Source organism: Brevundimonas sp. GN22 (genome assembly GCF_054824005.1).
In genome coordinates this window covers 1-20718 of record NZ_JSYD01000059.1, presented here as the reverse complement: position 1 = coordinate 20718, position 20718 = coordinate 1, and the positions used below count along the sequence as shown (strand labels likewise).

General features: G+C 61.9%; 19 protein-coding genes. 13 read left to right on the top strand and 6 right to left on the bottom strand.

Annotated features, from left to right (window positions below; genetic code table 11):
- Nucleotides 1-17 precede the first annotated feature (17 nt).
- The 5 genes from sucD to OB03_RS08815 all read left to right on the top strand — a co-directional run bounded on the left by sucD (nucleotide 18) and on the right by OB03_RS08815 (nucleotide 6988).
- A complete protein-coding gene (sucD, locus tag OB03_RS08835; protein WP_242912654.1) occupies nucleotides 18-920 on the top strand; it encodes a succinate--CoA ligase subunit alpha in 903 nt (300 codons plus the stop codon).
- A gap of 332 nt (nucleotides 921-1252) precedes the next feature.
- Nucleotides 1253-4264: a 2-oxoglutarate dehydrogenase E1 component gene (locus OB03_RS08830; protein ID WP_461343882.1), complete on the top strand. Its 3012-nt coding sequence runs from the start codon at nucleotides 1253-1255 to the stop codon at nucleotides 4262-4264.
- A 55-nt stretch (nucleotides 4265-4319) separates the two neighbouring features.
- Complete coding sequence (gene odhB, locus OB03_RS08825; RefSeq protein WP_461343881.1) at nucleotides 4320-5816, top strand: 2-oxoglutarate dehydrogenase complex dihydrolipoyllysine-residue succinyltransferase; 1497 nt, start codon at nucleotides 4320-4322, stop codon at nucleotides 5814-5816.
- A 203-nt stretch (nucleotides 5817-6019) separates the two neighbouring features.
- The gene (locus OB03_RS08820) at nucleotides 6020-6457 is read left to right on the top strand and encodes a putative signal transducing protein (protein WP_461343880.1); all 438 of its coding nucleotides are present in this window, start codon (nucleotides 6020-6022) and stop codon (nucleotides 6455-6457) included.
- Between the two features lie 12 nt (nucleotides 6458-6469).
- On the top strand, nucleotides 6470-6988 hold the full coding sequence (locus OB03_RS08815; protein ID WP_461343879.1) for a hypothetical protein: 519 nt from the start codon (nucleotides 6470-6472) through the stop codon (nucleotides 6986-6988).
- 6 nt (nucleotides 6989-6994) lie between these two features.
- Here OB03_RS08815 and OB03_RS08810 read toward each other — a convergent pair whose 3' ends face one another.
- Entirely contained in the window at nucleotides 6995-7261 is a 267-nt protein-coding gene (locus OB03_RS08810) for a DUF6356 family protein (RefSeq protein ID WP_461343878.1), read from the bottom strand.
- A gap of 150 nt (nucleotides 7262-7411) precedes the next feature.
- Between OB03_RS08810 and OB03_RS08805 the strand changes: the two genes are divergently transcribed.
- The 3 genes from OB03_RS08805 to OB03_RS08795 all read left to right on the top strand — a co-directional run bounded on the left by OB03_RS08805 (nucleotide 7412) and on the right by OB03_RS08795 (nucleotide 9780).
- Nucleotides 7412-8593: an acyl-CoA dehydrogenase gene (locus tag OB03_RS08805; protein WP_461343877.1), complete on the top strand. Its 1182-nt coding sequence runs from the start codon at nucleotides 7412-7414 to the stop codon at nucleotides 8591-8593.
- Between the two features lie 85 nt (nucleotides 8594-8678).
- On the top strand, nucleotides 8679-9455 hold the full coding sequence (locus tag OB03_RS08800; protein ID WP_461343876.1) for a serine hydrolase domain-containing protein: 777 nt from the start codon (nucleotides 8679-8681) through the stop codon (nucleotides 9453-9455).
- Nucleotides 9400-9780, top strand: coding sequence for a hypothetical protein (locus OB03_RS08795; protein WP_461343875.1), 381 nt, complete (start codon nucleotides 9400-9402; stop codon nucleotides 9778-9780). Before OB03_RS08800 ends, OB03_RS08795 begins: the two co-directional genes overlap by 56 nt.
- On the opposite strand, the gene OB03_RS08790 is transcribed toward OB03_RS08795, so the two are convergent.
- Nucleotides 9777-10646 carry a DUF3313 domain-containing protein gene (locus OB03_RS08790; protein WP_461343874.1) on the bottom strand — a complete coding sequence of 290 codons (870 nt, stop codon included), beginning with the start codon at nucleotides 10644-10646 and terminating at the stop codon, nucleotides 9777-9779. The two genes, OB03_RS08795 and OB03_RS08790, sit on opposite strands and share 4 nt — an antisense overlap.
- An 84-nt stretch (nucleotides 10647-10730) precedes the next feature.
- Here OB03_RS08790 and OB03_RS08785 point away from each other — a divergent pair, with 84 nt between their 5' ends.
- Nucleotides 10731-12050, top strand: coding sequence for a trypsin-like peptidase domain-containing protein (locus OB03_RS08785; protein WP_461343873.1), 1320 nt, complete (start codon nucleotides 10731-10733; stop codon nucleotides 12048-12050).
- Nucleotides 12051-12305: 255 nt separating this feature from the next.
- Here the strand turns inward: OB03_RS08785 and fabB are convergent, their stop codons facing one another.
- The 3 genes from fabB to OB03_RS08770 form a co-directional block, all read right to left on the bottom strand.
- Entirely contained in the window at nucleotides 12306-13538 is a 1233-nt protein-coding gene (fabB, locus tag OB03_RS08780) for a beta-ketoacyl-ACP synthase I (protein WP_461343872.1), read from the bottom strand.
- A 22-nt stretch (nucleotides 13539-13560) separates the two neighbouring features.
- Nucleotides 13561-14094 carry a 3-hydroxyacyl-[acyl-carrier-protein] dehydratase FabA gene (gene fabA, locus OB03_RS08775; protein WP_242912667.1) on the bottom strand — a complete coding sequence of 178 codons (534 nt, stop codon included), beginning with the start codon at nucleotides 14092-14094 and terminating at the stop codon, nucleotides 13561-13563.
- Between the two features lie 150 nt (nucleotides 14095-14244).
- Nucleotides 14245-14820, bottom strand: a complete 576-nt coding sequence (locus tag OB03_RS08770; RefSeq protein ID WP_242912668.1) for an SH3 domain-containing protein — start codon at nucleotides 14818-14820, stop codon at nucleotides 14245-14247.
- Between the two features lie 55 nt (nucleotides 14821-14875).
- Between OB03_RS08770 and OB03_RS08765 the strand changes: the two genes are divergently transcribed.
- Both OB03_RS08765 and OB03_RS08760 read left to right on the top strand, forming a co-directional pair.
- On the top strand, nucleotides 14876-15862 hold the full coding sequence (locus tag OB03_RS08765) for a 2-hydroxyacid dehydrogenase (RefSeq protein WP_242912669.1): 987 nt from the start codon (nucleotides 14876-14878) through the stop codon (nucleotides 15860-15862).
- Nucleotides 15863-15909: 47 nt separating this feature from the next.
- The gene (locus tag OB03_RS08760) at nucleotides 15910-17943 is read left to right on the top strand and encodes an alpha/beta hydrolase family protein (RefSeq protein ID WP_461343871.1); all 2034 of its coding nucleotides are present in this window, start codon (nucleotides 15910-15912) and stop codon (nucleotides 17941-17943) included.
- On the opposite strand, the gene OB03_RS08755 is transcribed toward OB03_RS08760, so the two are convergent.
- Nucleotides 17940-18689, bottom strand: coding sequence for a HesA/MoeB/ThiF family protein (locus OB03_RS08755; protein WP_461343870.1), 750 nt, complete (start codon nucleotides 18687-18689; stop codon nucleotides 17940-17942). The genes OB03_RS08760 and OB03_RS08755 overlap by 4 nt on opposite strands.
- Before the next feature lie 72 nt (nucleotides 18690-18761).
- On the opposite strand from OB03_RS08755, the gene hslV reads away from it, so the two are divergent.
- Both hslV and hslU read left to right on the top strand, forming a co-directional pair.
- Nucleotides 18762-19322, top strand: coding sequence for an ATP-dependent protease subunit HslV (hslV, locus tag OB03_RS08750; RefSeq protein WP_242912674.1), 561 nt, complete (start codon nucleotides 18762-18764; stop codon nucleotides 19320-19322).
- Nucleotides 19323-19405: 83 nt separating this feature from the next.
- The gene (gene hslU, locus OB03_RS08745) at nucleotides 19406-20704 is read left to right on the top strand and encodes an ATP-dependent protease ATPase subunit HslU (protein WP_461343869.1); all 1299 of its coding nucleotides are present in this window, start codon (nucleotides 19406-19408) and stop codon (nucleotides 20702-20704) included.
- Nucleotides 20705-20718 lie beyond the last annotated feature (14 nt).

Here is a 20718-nt window from a genome sequence, read left to right as displayed (position 1 = left end):
ATTCAGAGAACAGACACATGTCCATCCTCGTCAATAAAGACACCAAGATCATCGTGCAGGGCCTGACCGGTAAGACCGGCGGCTTCCACACCGAACAGGCTCTGGCCTACCACGGCACCCAAATGGTTGCCGGTGTGCACCCGACCAAAGGCGGCACCAACTGGACCGGTTCGCACGGCGAAACCCTGCCGATCTACGCTTCGGTTGCCGAAGCCCGCGACGCCACCGGCGCTGACGCCTCCGTGATCTACGTGCCGCCGGCAGGTGCTGCCGACGCCATCATCGAAGCGATTGAAGCCGAAATCCCGTTCATCACCTGCATTACCGAAGGTATTCCGGTGCAGGACATGGTGCGCGTGAAGGCTCGCCTTGACCGCTCGAACTCGCGCCTGCTTGGCCCGAACTGCCCGGGCATCATGACCCCGGACGAGTGCAAGATCGGCATCATGCCGGGCTCGATCTTCAAGAAGGGCAACGTGGGCATCGTCTCGCGTTCGGGCACCCTGACCTATGAAGCCGTGTTCCAAACCACCAACGAAGGCCTGGGTCAGACCACGGCTGTCGGCATCGGTGGCGACCCGGTCAAGGGCACCGAGTTCATCGACGTCCTGGAAATGTTCCTGGCCGACGAAGAAACCCAATCGATCATTATGATCGGCGAAATCGGCGGCTCGGCCGAAGAAGACGCCGCTCAGTTCCTGATCGACGAAGCCAAGAAGGGCCGTAAGAAGCCGATGGCTGGCTTCATCGCCGGTCGTACTGCGCCGAAGGGCCGCACCATGGGCCACGCCGGTGCAGTCGTTTCGGGCGGCAAGGGCGATGCAGAGTCGAAGATCGCAGCCATGGAAGCCGCTGGCATCCGTGTCTCGCCGTCGCCGGCACGTCTGGGCAAGACCCTGGTCGAAGTCCTCAAGGGCTAAGACTTTTCGATCCAAGGATCGGATAAAAACGGAAAAAGAGGGCGGCAGGGTAAGAACCCTGTCGCCTTTTTCTTTGCGTTAAGGGTTAGTGAAGTCCGGCGGGACTAACACCCGTTCAGGGGCTCGGGGGTCGCGAAAGGGACGATTTTCGCAATTCACGAGGCTTTGCAGTGGTCCAAAACTCGTTGGAAGGCAGTTTTTCTAGCACTTTCGACGAAATTCCTCCCACTTGGCCTTTGTAGGGCCATGACCCCGGAGGAAAGTGGGCCTATATGAGCTTCGCTCGCGGGCGCTTTTCATGCCCCTGCGGTGGAATAGGATGTGTGAGAAAAATGGCGGACGATGCAGGTCGGCTGAATCAGGTCTTTGCCGAGACCTCTTTCCTTTACGGTGCCAACGCGGCCTTCATTGAGGATCTGCACGAGAAATGGGCCAATGACCCGACCTCGGTGTCGGGTGAATGGCGCGCTTTCTTTGACCAGCTCAAAGACAATGCCGATCTGGTCAAGCAGTCGGCAGGTGCCGGTTCCTGGGGCCGCAACCGTGGCGACGAGCCGACCGAGGACACCGCTGTCTTCGATGGCCGCTGGCCCGCGCCCAAGGCGGACCCGAAGGCTGGCAAGCCGGGTGCATGCCCTGCCGCTCCGGCCGCTGCTGCCGATGGTCAACTGACCAACGAGCACGTCCGTGCCGCCGCGCATGACTCCATCCGCGCCCTGATGCTGATCCGCGCCTTCCGCGTGAACGGCCACCTGCAAGCCAACCTCGACCCGCTGGGCATCGAGAAGCCGGTCTACAATCCGGAACTGACGCCAGAATTCTACGGCTTCACCGCTGCCGACATGGATCGCAAGATCTTCCTCGACGGCGTGCTGGGCCTGCAAACCGCCTCGGTCAACGAGGTGATGGAAATCCTCAAGCGCACCTACGCTGGCACCATCGGTGTGCAGTACATGCACATCTCGGAGCCGGAAGAAAAAGCCTGGCTTCAAGAGCGCATCGAAGGTGCCGACAAGTTCGAGAAGAACGCCTTCACCAAGGAAGGCAAGCTGGCCATCCTCGGTAAGCTGATCGAAGCCGAAGGTTTCGAGCGCTTTCTGCACAAGCGTTTCCCGGGCACCAAGCGCTTCGGCCTCGACGGCGGTGAAGCCATGGTTCCGGCCATGGAGCAGATCATTAAGCGCGGCGGCTCGCTCGGCGTTGATGAAATGGTCTTCGGCATGGCCCACCGTGGTCGCCTGAACATGCTGGCTGCCGTCATGGGCAAGCCTTACAAGGCGATCTTCCACGAGTTCCAGGGCGGCTCGACCGTTCCGTCGGACATCGAAGGTTCGGGCGACGTTAAGTACCACATGGGTGCCTCGTCGGACCGCGAGTTCGACAACAACAAGGTTCACCTGTCGCTTACGGCCAACCCGTCGCACCTTGAAATCGTCAACCCGGTCGTTCTGGGCAAGTCGCGCGCCAAGCAGGCCTTCGACATCCGTGAAGCCAACGCTGGCAAGCCGGAAGCCGAATGGGCTCTGGACCGCTCCAAGGTCATGCCGGTTCTGATCCACGGCGACGCCGCCTTCGCCGGTCAGGGCGTCGTGGCTGAATGCTTCGCCCTGATGGGTCTGAAGGGCTATCGTACCGGCGGTACGATGCACTTCGTCATCAACAACCAGATCGGCTTCACGACCGCACCGCGTAACTCGCGCTCGACCCCGTATCCGTCGGACGTGGCCCTGATGGTTCAGGCCCCGATCTTCCACGTGAACGGTGACGATCCGGAAGCTGTGGTGTTCGCTGCAAAGGTGGCAACCGAATACCGCCAGAAATTCCACAAGGACGTCGTGGTGGACATGTTCTGCTACCGTCGCTTCGGTCACAACGAAGGCGACGATCCGACGTTCACCCAGCCGCTGATGTACGCCAAGATCAAGAACCAGCCGTCGACGCGCGAAATGTATTCGCAACGTCTGGTGGCCGAGGGCGTGATCACCCAGGCCGAAGTCGACGCGCAACTGACCCAGTTCGAGGCCTTCCTCGACGCCGAATTCGAAGCCGGCAAGGCCTTCAAGGCTGACAAGGCCGACTGGCTGGACGGCAACTGGCAAGGTCTGGGTGCCGAGAAGACCGAAGACGCGGCCTGGCGCGGTACCACGGCTGTTCCGGCCGAGAAGCTGCAAGAGATCGGCGCACGTCTGACCTCGATCCCGAACAGCGTCGACGTTCACAAGACCCTCAAGCGCGTCATCGACGCTCGCCGCGAAGCGGTTTCCACCGGCGAGAACATCGACTGGGCCACGGCTGAAAGCCTCGCCTTCGGTTCGCTGGTGGACGAAGGCTACAACATCCGCCTGTCCGGTCAGGACTCGGTGCGCGGTACCTTCTCGCAACGTCACTCGGGCATCACCGACCAGACCACCGAAGAGCGCTACTTCCCGCTGAACAACCTGCGTGAAGGCCAAGGCCACTTCGAAGTCATCGACTCGGCCCTGTCGGAAGAAGCCGTCCTCGGCTTCGAATACGGCTACTCGCTGGCTGATCCGAACACCCTGACCCTGTGGGAAGGCCAGTTCGGCGACTTCGTAAACGGTGCGCAGGTCGTGATCGACCAGTTCATCTCCTCGGGTGAACGCAAGTGGCTGCGTATGTCGGGCCTGACCATGCTTCTGCCGCACGGCTATGAAGGCCAGGGCCCCGAGCACTCCTCTGCACGCCTTGAGCGCTTCCTGCAGCAGTGCGCCGAGAACAACATGCAGGTCGCCAACTGCACGACCCCGGCCAACTACTTCCACATCCTGCGTCGCCAGCTGAAGCGCGAGTTCCGCAAGCCGCTGATCCTGATGACGCCGAAGTCGCTGCTGCGTCACAAAAAGGCTGTCTCGACCATCGCCGACATGGCCGAAGGTTCGTCGTTCCACCGCGTGCTGCGTGACGATGCCGAGCTGCGTCCGAACGTGGCCGGCGTGGCCATCAAGTCGGACAAGGATATCCGCAAGGTCATCGTCTGCTCGGGCAAGGTTTACTACGACCTGCTCGACGCCCGCGAAAAGGCCGGTGCCGACGACATCTACATCCTGCGTCTGGAGCAGTTCTACCCGTGGCCGATCAAGTCGATTTCGGCGGAACTGGCCCGCTTCCCGAACGCTGAACTGGTATGGTGTCAGGAAGAGCCCAAGAACATGGGCGGCTGGACCTTCGTTGATCCGTGGATCGAACTGACTCTTGAGAAACTCGATGTGAAGGCCAAGCGCGCCCGTTACGTCGGTCGTCCGGCCTCGGCCTCGACCGCTGCGGGTCTGATGAGCCGCCACCTCAAGGAACTCGAAACCTTCCTCGCCGAGGCCATGGCCTAACCGCCGTAGTCACACTAGAACGTATTCAAGACTGTTACGAAAAAGAGCCCCTGCAATGGCTGATATTCTGACCCCCGCCCTCGGTGAATCCGTTACCGAAGCCACCATCGCAAAGTGGACCAAGAAGGTCGGCGAAGCGGTGAAGAAAGACGAGATCCTCGTCGAGCTGGAAACCGACAAGGTTTCGCTGGAAGTTGTGGCTCCGGCTGACGGCGTTCTTGCCGCGATCAACGCTGGCGAAGGCGACACGGTCGTTCCGGGCACTGTTCTGGGTCAAGTGACCGAAGGTGGCGCAGCAAGCGCATCGGCTCCGGCAGCTGCCGCTGCTCCGGCCGCTCCTGCTGCTGCTCCGGCGGCTGCTGCTGGCGGTGCCTCGGTTGACGTCGCTGTCCCGACCATGGGCGAGAGCGTCGCTGAAGGTTCGGTTGGCAACTGGCTGAAGAAGTCGGGCGACACCGTCGCCAAGGACGAACTGCTGGTCGAAATCGAAACCGACAAGGTCGCCGTCGAAGTCTCCGCTCCGGAAGCTGGCGTGCTGACCATCAGCGTCGAAGCTGGTGCTGCCGTTACCCCGGGTCAGGTCATCGCGACCATCTCGGCTTCTGGCGCTGCCGCTCCGGCTGCTCCGAAGGCTGCTGCAGCACCGGCTCCGGCCGCTGCTCCGGCTGCTGCTGGCGCACACCTGTCGCCGTCGGTCCAACGCGTGGTTTCGGAAAACAACCTGAACCCGACCTCGATCGCCGCTTCGGGTCCGAAGGGCAACATCACCAAGGCTGATGCTATCGCTGCCATCGGCGCTGCTGCTGCCACTCCGGATGCTGCCGCTGCTGCGTCGGCACCGCGTCCGCTGGGTGACCGCGAAGAGCGCGTGAAGATGACGCGCCTGCGTCAGACCATCGCCCGTCGCCTGAAAGAGTCGCAAAACACTGCCGCTCAGCTGACCACCTTCAACGAAGTCGACATGACCAATGTCATGGCCCTTCGCGCACAGTACAAAGAGCAGTTCGAGAAGTCGCACGGCGTGAAGCTTGGCTTCATGTCCTTCTTCACCAAGGCTGTGGTCGCTGCGCTGAAGGAAATCCCGGCTGTTAACGCCGAGATCGACGGCACCGACATCATCTACAAGAACCGTTACGACATCGCCGTTGCCGTTGGCACCGACAAGGGTCTGGTGGTTCCGGTTCTGCGCGACGCCGACACCCTGTCGCTCGCCGGTATCGAAAAGGGCATCGGCGCTCTGGGTAAGGCTGCCCGTGACGGCACCCTGACCATGGACCAGATGCAGGGGGGTACCTTCACCATCACGAACGGTGGCACCTACGGTTCGCTGATGTCGACCCCGATCCTGAACGCTCCGCAGTCGGGCATTCTGGGCATGCACAACATCGTGCAGCGTCCGATGGCCATCAACGGCGAAGTGAAAATCCGTCCGATGATGTATCTGGCTCTCAGCTACGATCACCGCATCGTCGACGGCAAGGAAGCCGTGACCTTCCTGGTCCGCATCAAGCAACTGCTGGAAGACCCGCAGCGCGCTCTGCTGGACCTGTAAGGACAGGTTTCTCACAAAAATCAGGGTGGCAGTCTTTAGGGCTGCCACCCTTTTTTGTGCTCTGAAACAGCCAGGCTTCTTTGTGCGGGTTTAAGCAGCAGACAGAGCGGAACGCACGAATTTGCGGACGGCTGGTCCCCAACCTCGAATGGATAACTCAAAAACAGTGTTCATTCGGTGGGGTGGTCTGTAAGCCTTTCGATATGAGCCTAGTCGAGATCGCCCGCTTTACCGACGTCTACGAAGCCGACCTGGCTGCGGCCTTTCTGGCGTCCCACGGCATTGAGGTGTCGGTTACCGAGCGGTTTCAGACGACGGTCGACCCTTTGATGCAAGGGGCGCTGGGCATACGCATCCTAGGCCGCGCCGACCAAGTGGACGAAGCACGGGCCCTGCTGGACCAGGCCGCGAGCGGCGCGTTCGCAGACAATGAAGATGATGATCTGGAGCCGGCTACGCCCCGCGGCAAGACCTATGGGCGTTTGGTCGCCGTGGTGGGCTTTATCGGGGGCAATGGGTTTGGTGGGACCAGTCTGCCGCGCCGCACCCGGCCTGTTCAGGTCGCGGGGCTGATCTTGATCGGCTCCGTTGCGTTGATGAGCTGGGGCCTTTGGTTGATTGCCAAGCTGAGAGGTTATTAGGGAGGAAGACGCATGCGCAGAGCCGTAATGATCATTGCACCGATGGCGGCCTTGGCTGCCTGTTCCCAACCGGACGTGCCTAACGAGGCTCCTGCACCTCCCGCCGAGGCAGCAATAGCTCAGACGGTATCCGTAGAACCCACCGCATCGCCCACGATCCAGCGCCTCGTGCCGGAATTCAAACGGACTGAGCCTTCGAATGGCGTCATCGGCTATGGCCGTGATGGTGACACGGTTACCCTGACCTTCCTTGTGGGTGGAAATCCGGATGGCGCGGCGACGGCTGCCGACTGCATATTGCAGGTCAGGGGGCCTCAGGGGCACGATAGCGTTGTGCGCGGCATCGTCGTGCCGTCTGTCACGTCAACGGGAGCCATCACCAAGGACGATATCGGCCCCGACCCGCTCCAAGTCGATGTGATGATTGGTCCGGAGGGCGCGCAAGTCACAGACCACGGCGCGGCTTCCAAACTTTGCGGTATGGGGGTGCATGTGGACGGTTTTTACAAGCGCGTCTCTACGCCCGAATAACAGCCTTTAGAGGCCCACGTCCCACACGCCCGCGTTGCGCATCCGCTCTTCACGGGCTTCGTTGGCGCGGCGGGTCATACCCGGCTCCATCTCGCGAACAGCGTCCGAGACCGTGGATTTGTGCAGCCCCGGGATGACCGCGTGAATGAAGGCGCATCCGGCCAGCTTAAGCAGCTTGCCACAGAAGCCCAGCGACGCGCCCATATGCTCGAAATAGTTCTCGCTGACTTCCTCGGGGTGTTCTTTGAACAGACGGTGGAAAAGCGAAGACATAGTAGAAAGCCGTAAGCTGCGTGGGTTCTTGCTCTACCCCATTGGGCTATTTTGGCCTAAACCGATCAAGATAACAGGGGTTCCTTTGTCACAGCCCGTTGAATTTGGCGTGACCGTGCATGACACCCCGGAATCTTAAGAGGAAATGCCATGACTGACGCCTCCGCCAAAACCTTCCGTTGGGATGATCCGTTCGACCTGACGGAGCGTCTGACTGACGAGGAGCGGATGGTTCAGGACGCGGCACGCGCCTATGCGCGCGAGGCCCTGCTACCGCGCGTTGTGGCTGCCTTCCGGGACGAGACGTTCGACCGCGCCATCATGACCGAGATGGGCGAGATGGGCTTCCTTGGCGCCATGCTGCCAGAGCAATACGGCGGGTCCGAAGCGAGCCATGTCGCCTATGGTCTGATCGCCCGTGAGATCGAAGCGGTCGACAGCGGCTATCGCTCGGCCATGTCGGTGCAGTCCTCGCTGGCCATGTATCCGATCTATGCCTTCGGCTCGGAAGAGCAGAAGATGAAATACCTGCCCAAGATGGCGGCTGGTGAACTGATCGGCTGTTTTGGCCTGACCGAAGCGGATGGCGGCTCTGACCCCGCGTCGATGAAGACGACCGCCGTGGCCGTCGATGGCGGCTATCGCCTGAACGGTGGCAAATACTGGATCACCAACTCGCCGATCTCGGATCTCGCTGTGGTCTGGGCCAAGCTGGATGGCAAGATCCGTGGCTTTATCGTCGAGCGCGACTTTGAAGGTTTCACCACGGGCAAGATCGGCGACAAGCTGTCGCTCCGTGCCTCGGTCACCGGCGACATCGGCCTGAACGACGTGTTTGTGCCCGAAGCCAACATCCTGCCGGGGGTGCAGGGCCTGCGTGGTCCGTTCTCGTGCTTGAACAAGGCCCGCTATGGTATTGCATGGGGTGCTATGGGCGCGGCAGAGTTCTGCCTGCACGCCACGCGCGACTATGTGGCCGAGCGTATCCTGTTCGGTCGTCCGCTGTCGGCGCGGCAACTGGTGCAAAAGAAGCTGGCCGATATGCAGACCGAAATCTTCCTTGGCTTTGAAGGCGCATACGCACTGGGTCGCCTGCTGGATACCGGCGCATGGGTGCCTGAGGCCATCAGCCTGATGAAGCGCAACAACTGCGGCAAGGCGCTGGCCATCGCCCGCGAGGCCCGGGACATGCACGGCGGTGCAGGTATCACCGGCGAACTGCACGTCATGCGCCACGCCATGAACCTTGAGACCGTGAATACCTATGAAGGGGCACACGACGTCCACGCCCTTATTCTAGGTCGTGCCATAACGGGCGAGGCGGCGTTCTAAAGCCCCTTAATCCTACGGCGATTTAATCCGGAGAACATAGTTCTTCCGTAACGGCAGAGCTAATGGGACGGCGTGGAGAACTTTCATGCCTTTCCATAAACCTCTGCCGTTTTTCTTTGCCGCCGCCCTGCTGGTCGCGCCATTGATCGCCCATGCCCAGACTGATCTCTCGCCGCGGCTGGCCCCTCTGATTGAGGGAACTGACGTGCCCGCAGTCGCCGCGCTGACAATCCGGGAGGGACGTGTTTCGGGCCTCGGCGCAGCGGGTGTGCGCGATCTCGAGAGCCGCGATCCGGTTATGGCGGGCGACGTTTGGCACATAGGCTCGGATGGCAAGGCCATGACCGCGACTATGATTGCACGCCTTGTCGAACAGGGCGTGTTGTCATGGGACGCAACCCTGGAACAGATGCTGCCAGCGTTGGCAGCAGAGATGCAGCCTGCCTATCGTGACGCCACTCTGGAGGACCTGCTGTCCCACCGTGCGGGTCTGCCCGACATCATCGGCCTTGAAGAGACGCTAGCCTATTTCAGCGACACCCGCCCGCTGCCGGATCAGAGGTTTGAATACGCGCGCCGGGCCTTGGGCATGGACGCTGTTGCCCAGCCGCGCACCACGTCAAACTACAGCAATAGCGGCTATGTGCTGGCGGCGGTGATTGCCGAGCAGGCGACGGCTAAATCGACCGAAACCTTGCTGCAGGAACCGGTCCTCGCTCCGCTGGAGATGACGACTGCAAGGTTCGGCGCGACTTCGAGGGGGCAACCATTGGGACATGAGGCCGGCAAGCCCCTGACAGGGGACCATGGCGGACAACCCCGCTGTTCTGGCCCCCGCGGGCGAACTGCACATGAGCCTTGAGGACTGGGGCCGTTTCATAATTGACCAGATGGAAGAAGAGGGTCGCGGACGACTGCTGAGTGCTGAAAGCTATCGACGGCTTCACCGCGCGCAGGGCGATACCAGTGCCGCGCTCGGACGGGTCGCGATCAAGGCTTTCAGGGGCTTAGAGGGCCCGTTCCTGTCGCACGTCGGGTCGAACGGCTACTGGCGTGCCGTGGTTATCGCCCGCCCGTCAAACCGCAGCGCCTTGCTGACGGTCGTAAACTGCGGCGACGGATGCCAGTCGGCAGAGGTCCACCGCGCCACGCTGGATGCCCTCGCGGTTGAAGCCTTGTCGGATTAACGCGGCTCGGGCTCCGGCTCTTTCTGTTCGGGCGTGCCGCCGCTCAGGCTTGGCGTGTAGAGGCCGGTGATAACACGGCTGACGAAGCCTTCGGGCCGGATGCGTGGGCCAAAGCGCGCGCAGGGGTCCTCTCCGTTGTTGTCACGTTTTGGGCGGCCCTCGGGCGTTATGGCATCGGCGACGATATCGGCAAAGGCCCCGGTGAGTTGGTGCGCGTCTCCGATGCGGGACAGGGAAGGTGACTCAGTACCCACCACCTGTGCATCGCGGGCCCAGACCACGGCGGCGGCTTGTTGACCGTCCGGTGTGAGCAACTCGGCTTCGGCGGCCAGTCCGCCGGTCGATCCAGGCACCCTCACGCCGAGGGGGCCGGGAATAAAGAAGTTCGCGACCGCCGATGCCGAGGAGCCGACCGCATTGGTGGGCCTTACCCGACTGGCCGCCGCTCTCAGCCGACCAGCTGACGGATCGGGCTGTGGCGCAATATCGAATCTGCCGGACAGGGCAAAGCAAAGCCGGCGGTCTATCTCTTGCGTGATTACGGTCTTTTCCTCGTCGCTGAAGCCGTCGCCGATGTCGCCGACAAGAACGGTGGGCTCGATCCAGACCGCTTCAATGGGCGCAAGTAACTGCGGGTTACGATGCTGGGCGACCTTGGCCCGGACGGTGTCGGTGCGGGGCTGGAGTTGGCTGTAGTCGGAGAGGAACCCGCTGCGCGTCGTATCCGCCGATGCGCAGGCGCTGACCGTCAGGCCGCAGGCTGCAATCACTAGGGCGGGTTTGAAAATAGAGCGCGCTCGCAGAGAGGCCGAGGGCGACAGTTTTTTATGGAACATGGTCAGGCCCGCATCATTGATATCATTCAAGTACGGATGCCGGGCTAACTTGGTTCACCTTGGTGACCAGCGGGTTTTGGTTATAGTACCCTTCCCACCTCCGGAGTGACTGCCATGATACGTGTCCGTGCGGCCTTTACCGCCTCTGCCCTTGGTCTGGCATTTGTTTCGGGTTGGGGCGTTTTGCCTCACACTGCTATGTCGCAGACTGCACAAAGGCTGGGGGTCGATAGCGCACGCGGCGTCTATTCGTTCGCACCCAATCTTGAGCGCAGCCTTCCCGCAGTCGTAAAGGTCATGGCCCTTGGCGGCACCTCGCCTTCATCGGACGACGGCCCCAAACCCATACAGGGCGGATCGGGCGTCATCATCGATGCGGCCAACGGCATCATCGTCACCAACCATCACGTGATCGACGGCGGGCGAAATTTCACGATAGATCTTCTGGACGGGCGTTTCCTGGATGCGGAACTTGTAGGGGCGGACGAGGCGACCGACCTGGCCGTTTTGCGGGTGCGCGGCACGGGCCTGACGCAGGTCGCGCAGGTCGATTCTGACGAGCTTCGCACCGGCGATCTGGCCTTTGCCGTCGGCTATCCGTTCGGGCTGGACCAGACCCTGACCATGGGGGTAATCTCGGGTCTGAACCGCACCGGTCGCGGCGATACCATCGAAGATTATATCCAGACCGATGCGGCGGTGAACTCGGGCAACTCCGGCGGCCCCTTGCTGGACAGTCGCGGTCGGTTGATCGGCATCAACACTTCCATCCTTTCGGGCGGAATGGGCGGCGGCAATGACGGCATCGCCTTTGCCGTACCCACCCGTATCCTGCGTTTTGTCGTCGACCAGATCCTTGCCAATGGCGAGGTCAAGCGCGGCGAAGTCGGACTGGTTGTCGGATCACTGACAGCCCCCCGCGCGCGGGAACTGGGTCTGGGTATCGTCCGTGGCGCGGTCGTGCACGACGTCTATCCGGGCTCGGCTGCCGAAAAGGCGGGGTTGAAGCGCCATGACGTCATCACCTCGCTGCAGGATCGTCCGATGATGAACGGGGGCTCGGTGCAGGCCTCGGTGGGCATAACTACGCCCGGTACTGTCCTGTCGGTGACCTATCTGCGCGATGGCAAGGAAGGTCGCACCATCATGACGGTCGATGATGACAAGGCCGCCATCGCCCATCTGGGCCAAAGTGAAGCGATCGCGCGGGGCCTTACTGTCCGCGAGGTCGCAGACGGGGTTCAGGTTCAGGTTGTGGAGGCCGGCACGCTTGCCGCGTCGGTGGGCATTAAGGCGGGCGATGTGGTCACATTCATCGACAAGGCCCCTCTCCGCACGCTTTCGGACTTCGCCCGCGCTGTCGACAGCCCGAACAAAATCCACCTCATCGTGCAGCGCGACGCCGAACAGGTCGAGTTCGATCTGGCGCGCTAAACAGGGCGCGAGGAAACAAAAAGCCCGCTGACCGGGGGAGGTGTCAGCGGGCTTTTCTTTATTCGGTTGTCGGCCCGCCGGTGCCTGTAAGCGGGGCACCCGGAGGGGGCTGGGGGGGCTGTTCAGGTTCCAAGTGCACCCGACATCAGCGAGCCGACAAAGAGATCATTGATACGCATCCGGGTAAGTTCTGGACCGAACCGTGTCTCTTTGAAGGTATTTGGTTAATCGCCGACGGCCCCGCCGCGTGTTTCCTTAATCGACTTTCGACATGATCAGGGTGGCGTTGGTGCCACCGAAACCAAAGCTGTTGGACATGACGTGCTTCAGTTCACCGTCATGACGCTGGCGCAGGATCGGCATGCCTTCGAACTCGGGGTCGAGGTTCTCGATGTGGGCGCTCTCGGCCGCAAAGCCGTGCTTCATCATCAGAAGGCAGTAGATGGCTTCCTGAGCGCCCGCGGCACCCAGCGAGTGGCCGGTCAGCGACTTGGTCGAAGAAATCATCGGCATGTCGTCGCCGAAGACGTTGCGGACTGCCGACATTTCCTTGGCATCGCCGACCGGGGTCGAGGTGCCGTGCGGATTCAGATAGTCGATCTTCGGATTGCCGGCCATTTCGAGGGCAATCTTCATGCAGCGCTCTGCGCCTTCGCCCGAAGGGGCGACCATGTCGTAACCGTCTGCGTTCGCACCGTAGCCGGTGACTTCGGCATAGATGGTCGCGCCACGGGCGACAGCGCGCTCGTATTCTTCGAGAACCACGATGCCGGCACCGCCAGCGATGACGAAGCCGTCGCGGTCCTTGTCGTAGGCGCGCGAAGCGACCGACGGAGTGTCGTTATAGTTGGACGACATGGCACCCATGGCGTCGAACATGTTCGACATGGACCAGTCGATGTCTTCACAGCCACCGGCGAAGACCACGTCTTGTTTGCCCCATGCGATCTGCTCGGCACCGGCACCGATGCAGTGAGCCGAGGTCGCGCAGGCCGACGAGATCGAATAGTTGATGCCGCGGGTCTGGAACCACGTCGACAGCACAGCCGACGGACCCGAAGCCATGGCTTTCGGCACGGCGAACGGACCGACGCGCTTGGGCGAGCCCTTTTCAGCGGTGGTCTGGGCCGCCTGCAGGATCACCTGCGTAGACGGGCCACCTTCACCGACGACCAGGCCGACGCGCTCGTTCTTGATGGACTCAGGGTCCATGCCGGAATCCTTGAGCGCCTCTTCAAAAGCAATGTGAGCCCACGCCGTGCCATTGGCGAGGAAACGCGCCGCACGACGGTCCACCAGAGGGGTCCAGTCCTCGGCGGTCGCACCCAGCGCCGGCGGGGCCCAGACTTGCGAGCGGAACCCGTATTTGGCGTGATCAGGTGCGGATTTGATGCCCGAGCGGGCTTCCTTCAGCGAGGCAGCAACCTCGTCCTGACCCGTGCCGATGGACGAGACAATACCGATACCGGTGACGACAACGCGACGCATGGGCGTTCCCTCGTGTTTTTGATTACGCTTCGGTCTTTTCGGCGCTACCGCCGAACAGGCCGACCCGCATGTCATTGCAGGTGTAGATGACTTCGCCGTCAGCCTCGAGCACGCCATCGGCGATACCCATGACCAGCTTGCGGTTGATGACGCGCTTGAGGTGGATCTTATAGACCACCTTCTTAATGTCCGGCGTGACCTGACCGGTGAACTTCACTTCGCCGACGCCGAGCGCACGGCCCTTGCCCGGACCACCGATCCAGCCAAGGAAGAAGCCGACCAACTGCCACATGGCGTCGAGGCCGAGGCAGCCCGGCATGACCGGATCGCCGATAAAGTGGCACTGGAAGAACCACAGGCCCGGATGGATATCGAGTTCAGCCTCGATATAGCCCTTGCCGTAGTTGCCGCCCTCGTCGGAGATCGTGAGGATGCGGTCGAACATCAGCATCGGCGGGGCAGGCAGCTGGGCATTGCCCGGACCGAACAATTCGCCACGGCCGGAGGCCAACAGACCTTCAAGATCAAACGACGACGGGTATTTGGACTGGCTCAAAGTCAGAAGGCTCCGAAAGATGTATTCGGGGGTTACACGACGCAGAGTGTCTGCTCAACCATGGTCAAGCCAGACAGGGCTATATCTGCGCCGCGGCATTAGTCGAAGTGAAGGCAGAACGTATGCCTTCGTCGACGGTTCAAATGGGGTTTATTGGACTTCTCTGCCAGCGCCTGCCGGTCGGGCAGGATTGCACAGGGTGCGCGTCTGGGTCCCGAAGACGGCCCGTTCGGGCAGCCAACCCCGGATTTTGCGCGCCCGAACGCGGCACCAGCCCTCTTCGCATTCGTCCAGCGAAACGATGGAACGCGGCGAGAAGAGCGCCCTGACCGAGGCTGTATCGGAGCGGCCGGTGCGGATAGGTATCGGCTGATCGGTTCGGTTGAAGACACTGCGGCGACCGGACGCAACGGTGCGGTGGATCCAGGCGACCGAGCCGTCAGGATCGCAGATTTTGCGCCATTCGCGGGTTTCCGCGATGACCTGGACGGGCAGGCCGGCGGCGCGGTATTCCCACATAATATTGTAATCCAGCCCCGGGCCCTGACGGGCGCGGACGCGGCTGGACTTCAAAGTCACCCAACGGGGGACTTCCAATCCAGTCGGCGTCGGTCTACCGGAGGGCATGACGGTGCCTGCGCCGCTCATCAGGGCCAAACCCATCATGCCGGCAACCATTCCGATGCGACGGAAATTTTTGATCCTGACCGCAGCTTTGATAGACACATCCAGACTCTAAGATCAGCGGGCACCAGACCCGCAGGAAACCCCAGGGACCCTTATGTCCGTCCGCAAGCTTAAGGTCGTATTAACCAGACGACTGCCCGACGCCATCGAAACGCGTATGCGCGAACTTTTTGATGCCGAACTCAACCTGACGGACAAGGCGATGGACCGCGAGGCGCTGGCCGCAGCCTTGCAGCGCGCCGATGTTCTGGTGCCGACGATTACAGATCGCATTGATGCCGAGCTGATCAACGGCGCGGGCGAACAACTGAAAATGATTGCAAACTTCGGGGCCGGTGTGGACCACATCGACGTCGAGGCCGCCGTAGCCCGCAAGATCATCGTCTCCAATACGCCCGGGGTTCTCACCGAGGATACGGCTGATATCTGCATGTCGCTGATCCTCGCGGTCAGCCGCCGGATCGTCGAGGGGGCCAATGTGGTCACTAACGACGAGTTCAAGGGCTGGACCCCGACGTGGATGTGCGGGCGCAAACTGTACGGTAAACGTCTGGGTATTGTCGGCATGGGCCGTATCGGCCAGGCGCTGGCCCGCCGCGCCCGCGCCTTTGGCATGCAGGTGCACTATCACAACCGCAAACCCGTGCCCGATATGGTCGCCGAGGAACTGGGCGCGACGTGGTGGGACGATCTGGACCAGATGCTGTCGCGTATGGACGTAATCAGCCTGAACTGTCCGGCGACTAAGGACACGCACCATTTGCTTTCCGCACAGCGTCTGGCGCTGCTGCAACCGCACGCCATCCTGATCAATACGGCTCGCGGTGAACTGATCGACGAGGAAGCCCTCGCAGAGGCGGTGAAGTCCCGCGCGATCTTCGGTGTCGGCCTTGATGTGTTCGAGCGCGAGCCTGTGGTGCACCCAGGCTTGGTTGGACATTCGAATGTGGTGCTGCTGCCGCATCTGGGGTCGGCAACGATCGAGGCCCGTCAGGATATGGGTGATCGCGTTATCGCCAACATCATGACATTCCAGAACGGCCACCGTCCGCCGGATCGTGTGATACCAGCGATGTTTTAGATGACTTGAGGTGCTCCTGTGTGCACATTCCGCACAGGGGGAACTCAATGCCAGAAGAGACTCAAGTCGGCGTGTCGCGCCGCGGCGCTTTGTTCACGGCGGTTGGCGCAGGCGCGGCCCTGTGGCTGGGTGCCGGTCATAATGCGGCTGCCCGGACGCTTTCGAGCGAGCCCGGTGCCTATGCTATCGAAGATTTCTTCAACCACCGAGGGACCAAGGGCGCTGCATTATCGCCCTCGGGTGAAAAGTTCGCGGTGCTTGAACAGTTTGGCGAGGGCGACCAAACGCGCTCCCAGCTTGTGGTGCGCAACGCCAACGATCCCGAAGGGGCTGCGGCCATCAGCATCGAGGTCGGTGCCTTGGCCGTGCGCTGGGTGCACTGGACCAGCGAAGATCGCCTGCTCGTCAAAACGGTCATGGAGCCAAAGGTCCAGCGCATCCGCATGACCGGCAGCAATCGTTCGACCCACGTCGAAGGCTATCCGACCGAACGCGTGGTGTCGGTGCACACGGTGACGGGCCAGATGGCCGTCATGTTCCAGAACGAAATCAACCGTCTGCGGGCATCGCCCTATCTCGGACAGGTCTCCGACTTCCTGCCGAATGATCCGGATCACGTACTCATGCCTGCGTATGAGAGCGACGGATCGCTGGGCCTGTACAAGATGAATGTGATCAGCGGCGTGGGCGAGCGGATCGAGCGCGGTCCGTCCTCGACCATGGGATGGGTGATGCACGACGGCATTCCCGTGCTGCGCCGTAACATCAATGCTCGCGGCAACGTCGAAACCTGGTTCGCCCGTCTGCCGGGCGAGGCGGACTGGCGCCTGATGCGTCGCAACCGCCTGCGTGATGCGCCCGAGTTTGGCTATGTGGGTCAGACCCAAAATCCGGAGACGGTCCGCGTATTGATCCGTGCGGATAGTGACAACCACTTGACCGTGCGAGACATCAATCTGCGTGACTTCTCGGTCAGCGCTCCGATCAATCATCGCGAAGGTGTGGATGCCATCGACGGCATCTATGACAGCCGCGGCAAATACATTGGCGTCGCCTATTATGGAGAGCGGCTGGAGTACGAGTTCGAAGACCCGGCCCTGAGCGCACACCATCGCGCCCTGAACCAGTTTTTCGAGAACGATTGCGACGTCAAACTGGTGGACATCAGCGCCGACGGCAACCGTATGATCGGCCGCGTCTCCGGCCCGCGCGAGCCTGGGACGTGGATTTTCTACGACCGTGCAGCGCGCAACATCCTGCCGCTGGGTTCGGCCACCAGCCTCAGCTTTGAAAAGCTGGGCGAAGGCCAGCGCATCATCGTGGATACCCGTGACGGAGCCAAGATCGAGGCTTATTTGACCGCGCCTCTGTCGGGCAAGGCGGGGCCGCTTGTGGTCCTTCCCCATGGCGGGCCGGAGGTGCGCGACTACCGCAGCTATGACCGTCAGGTTCAGATTCTGGCGGCGCAGGGCTGGTGGGTACTGCAGCCCAACTTCCGCGGCTCCGGCGGTTACGGCAAAGCCTTTGCCGAAGCCGGCTGGGGGCGTTGGGGCGAGCGGATGCAGGAAGATGTCGAGGATGCCATCGCCCAGGTGATCCGCGACAAGGGTCTGGATGCCAACCGCGTCGCCATCATGGGAACCAGCTATGGCGGCTATGCCGCGCTGATGGGGGCGGTGCGCCGTCCCGAACTCTATAAGGCGGCGATCTCGATCTGTGGCGTGGCCGATCTGGTCGACATGCTGGATTGGGAAAAGCGGACAGACGACACGCCCGGAAACATGATTTTCGAGTTCTGGACCAAGCGTATCGGCGATCTGAGTACGCAGCGGCCCATGATCGAAGCCGCTTCGCCACGGCGTCGGGTATCGGAAATCGTCTGTCCCATTCTGTTGGTCCACGGGGTCAAGGACGAGATCGTACCGCCGATCCAGTCACAGGCCATGCATCGCGCGCTGCGCGGCGCAGGCAAGTCAGTCCAGTATATCGAGATCAACGGTGGTCACGGCGACTGGGATGACAAGGAAGAGCTGGCGATGATGAAGTCGTGCGTCCAGCTGCTCAATCGCGCCTTCGCCTAAGCGCAGACGGGACATTCAGGGTCGGCGGCCAGCTTCACCACGCGGGTGGCTGCCGACAGTCCGTCATAGATCAACAGGCGGCTCTCTAATGGCTGACCCGCACCGGTGATGACCTTGATCGTTTCCAGCGCGGTCATCGTGCCTATGACGCCTGCCAATGCGCCGATCACACCGACGCGGGCGCAGGTTTCGGCCTCGGGCGGGGCTTCCGGCACGAGACACTGATAGCAGGGCTGGCCGGTGAAGACGCCGACCTGTCCTGACCAGCGACCGAGTGCGCCTGACACCAGCGGCTTGCCGGCTGCGACGCAGGCCGCATTCACCGCAAACCGCGTTTCGAAATCGTCTGTGCCGTCCAGAACCACGTCAAAACGGCTGACCAGATCGGGGGCGTTCTCCGGCGCGATGCGCTGGTTGAATAGCTCGATTTCGGTGTGCGGGTTCAGCGCTTTCAGACGATCACGCGCGACCTCGACCTTGGGCTTGCCGACATCGCCGGTGGTGAAGGTGATCTGGCGCTGGAGGTTGGACAGCGACACCACGTCATCGTCGATCAGACCCAGAGTGCCGACACCCGCCGCCGCCAGATAAAGCGCCGCCGGATTGCCGATACCGCCCATGCCGACCACCAGCACACGGGCGCGTTTCAGTGCCTGTTGGCCCGGCCCGCCCACTTCGGACAGGATCAGGTGGCGGGCGTAACGCTCGACCTCTTCATCGGAAAATCGGACGGGTGACTGGTTCATTTGGTCGCTATTAGCACCTTCTGCATCGCTTGGCGCTTGCGAGGAGGCGCGACGCTCGCCACATCGCAGAACATGACGCAAGCATCCTCATTCCCCGACTGGCACGGCACAACCATTCTGGCGGTGCGCAAGGACGGCAAGACCATCATCGCCGGTGACGGTCAGGTCTCTATGGGTAACACCATCGTCAAGGGTTCGGCCCGCAAGGTCCGCAAACTGGCCGGTGGCAAGGTCATCGCCGGTTTTGCTGGTGCTACAGCCGATGCGCTGACGCTGATTGAGCGTCTGGAAGCCAAGCTGGAACAGTATCCGGACCAACTGGCCCGCGCCTGTGTGGATCTCGCCAAGGACTGGCGCACTGACCGCTACCTGCGCAAGCTGGAAGCCATGCTTCTGGTGGCCGACAAGAACACTATCCTGACCGTGACCGGCGTGGGTGATGTGCTGGAGCCGGAACAGGGCTGCGCCGCAGTCGGCTCGGGCGGCAACTATGCGCTGGCCGCCGCGCTGGCCCTCATCGATGAGGACACCAGCCTTGATGCCGAAGCCATCGCCCGCAAGGCCATGAAGATCGCCGCCGGAATAGACGTTTACACGAACGGTAATCTGACAATCGAGAGCCTCGAGGCTTGATCCAAGCAGCGCCGTAAAGGGCGCTCAAGCAGTGAGCCGCCGCGCGGCGAACGATAGTGCCCTTGGAGGCAAAGCGAAAAAGAATGACTGACCTTTCTCCCCGCGAAATCGTATCGGAACTGGACCGTTTTATCGTCGGTCAGCAGGACGCCAAGCGGGCTGTGGCCGTGGCTCTGCGCAATCGCTGGCGTCGCAAGCGCGTGCCGGAAGACCTGCGCGACGAGGTCACGCCAAAGAACATCCTGATGATCGGCCCGACGGGCGTCGGCAAAACCGAGATCGCGCGTCGCCTCGCCAAGCTGGCAGGCTCGCCCTTCCTCAAGGTTGAAGCCACCAAATTCACCGAGGTCGGCTATGTGGGCCGCGACGTGGACCAGATCATGCGCGATCTGGTGGAGGCGGCTATCGGCATGGTGCGCGAAAAGCGCCGCGTCGAGGTTCAGGCCAAGGCCGAGGCCGCAGCCGAAGAACGTCTGCTGGATGCTCTGGTCGGTCCGACCTCGCAGGCGACCACCCGCGACGCCTTCCGCAAGAAGCTGCGTGCCGGTGAGCTGGACGACAAGGAAGTCGAACTGGCGTTGGCCGATAACAGTTCGCCACTACAGGGCATGGACGTGCCAGGAGCCAATGTCGGCATCCTCAGTCTGTCGGATATGCTCGGCAAGCTGGGCGGCGGTCGCACCAAGACCGTGCGTATGACGGTGAAGGACGCGACCCAGCCTCTGATCACCGAAGAGGCCGACAAGCTGCTGGATCAGGACAGCCTAACCCGCGAGGCTGTCCAGTTGGCCGAGAACGAAGGCATCGTCTTCCTCGACGAGATCGACAAAGTCGCGGCCCGTCAGGAAAAGGGCGGGGCCGATGTCTCGCGTGAAGGTGTTCAGCGCGACCTGCTGCCGCTTATCGAAGGTACGACGGTTTCGACCAAATATGGTCCGGTGAAGACCGACCACGTGCTGTTTATTGCCTCAGGTGCCTTCCACGTCGCCAAGCCGTCGGACCTGCTGCCGGAGCTTCAGGGCCGCCTGCCGATCCGTGTGGAGCTGAAGGCTCTGACGCGCGATGACTTCAAGCGCATCCTGACCGAGCCGGAAGCCAATCTGATCCGTCAAAATCAGGCGCTGCTGGCGACCGAGGACGTGACTGTCACCTTCACCGATGAAGCGATTGAAGCCATGGCCGATGCGGCAGTCACCGCCAACTCGACCATCGAGAATATCGGCGCACGTCGCCTGCAGACCGTGCTGGAGCATGTGCTGGAAGAGACCAGCTATCACGCCACCGACCTGTCGGGTCAGACCATCGAGTTCAACGGCACGGTGGTGCGCGAGAAACTGGGCGAACTGACCGGAAACGTGGACCTCAGCCGCTACATCTTGTGACGTAGCGGCCAAGG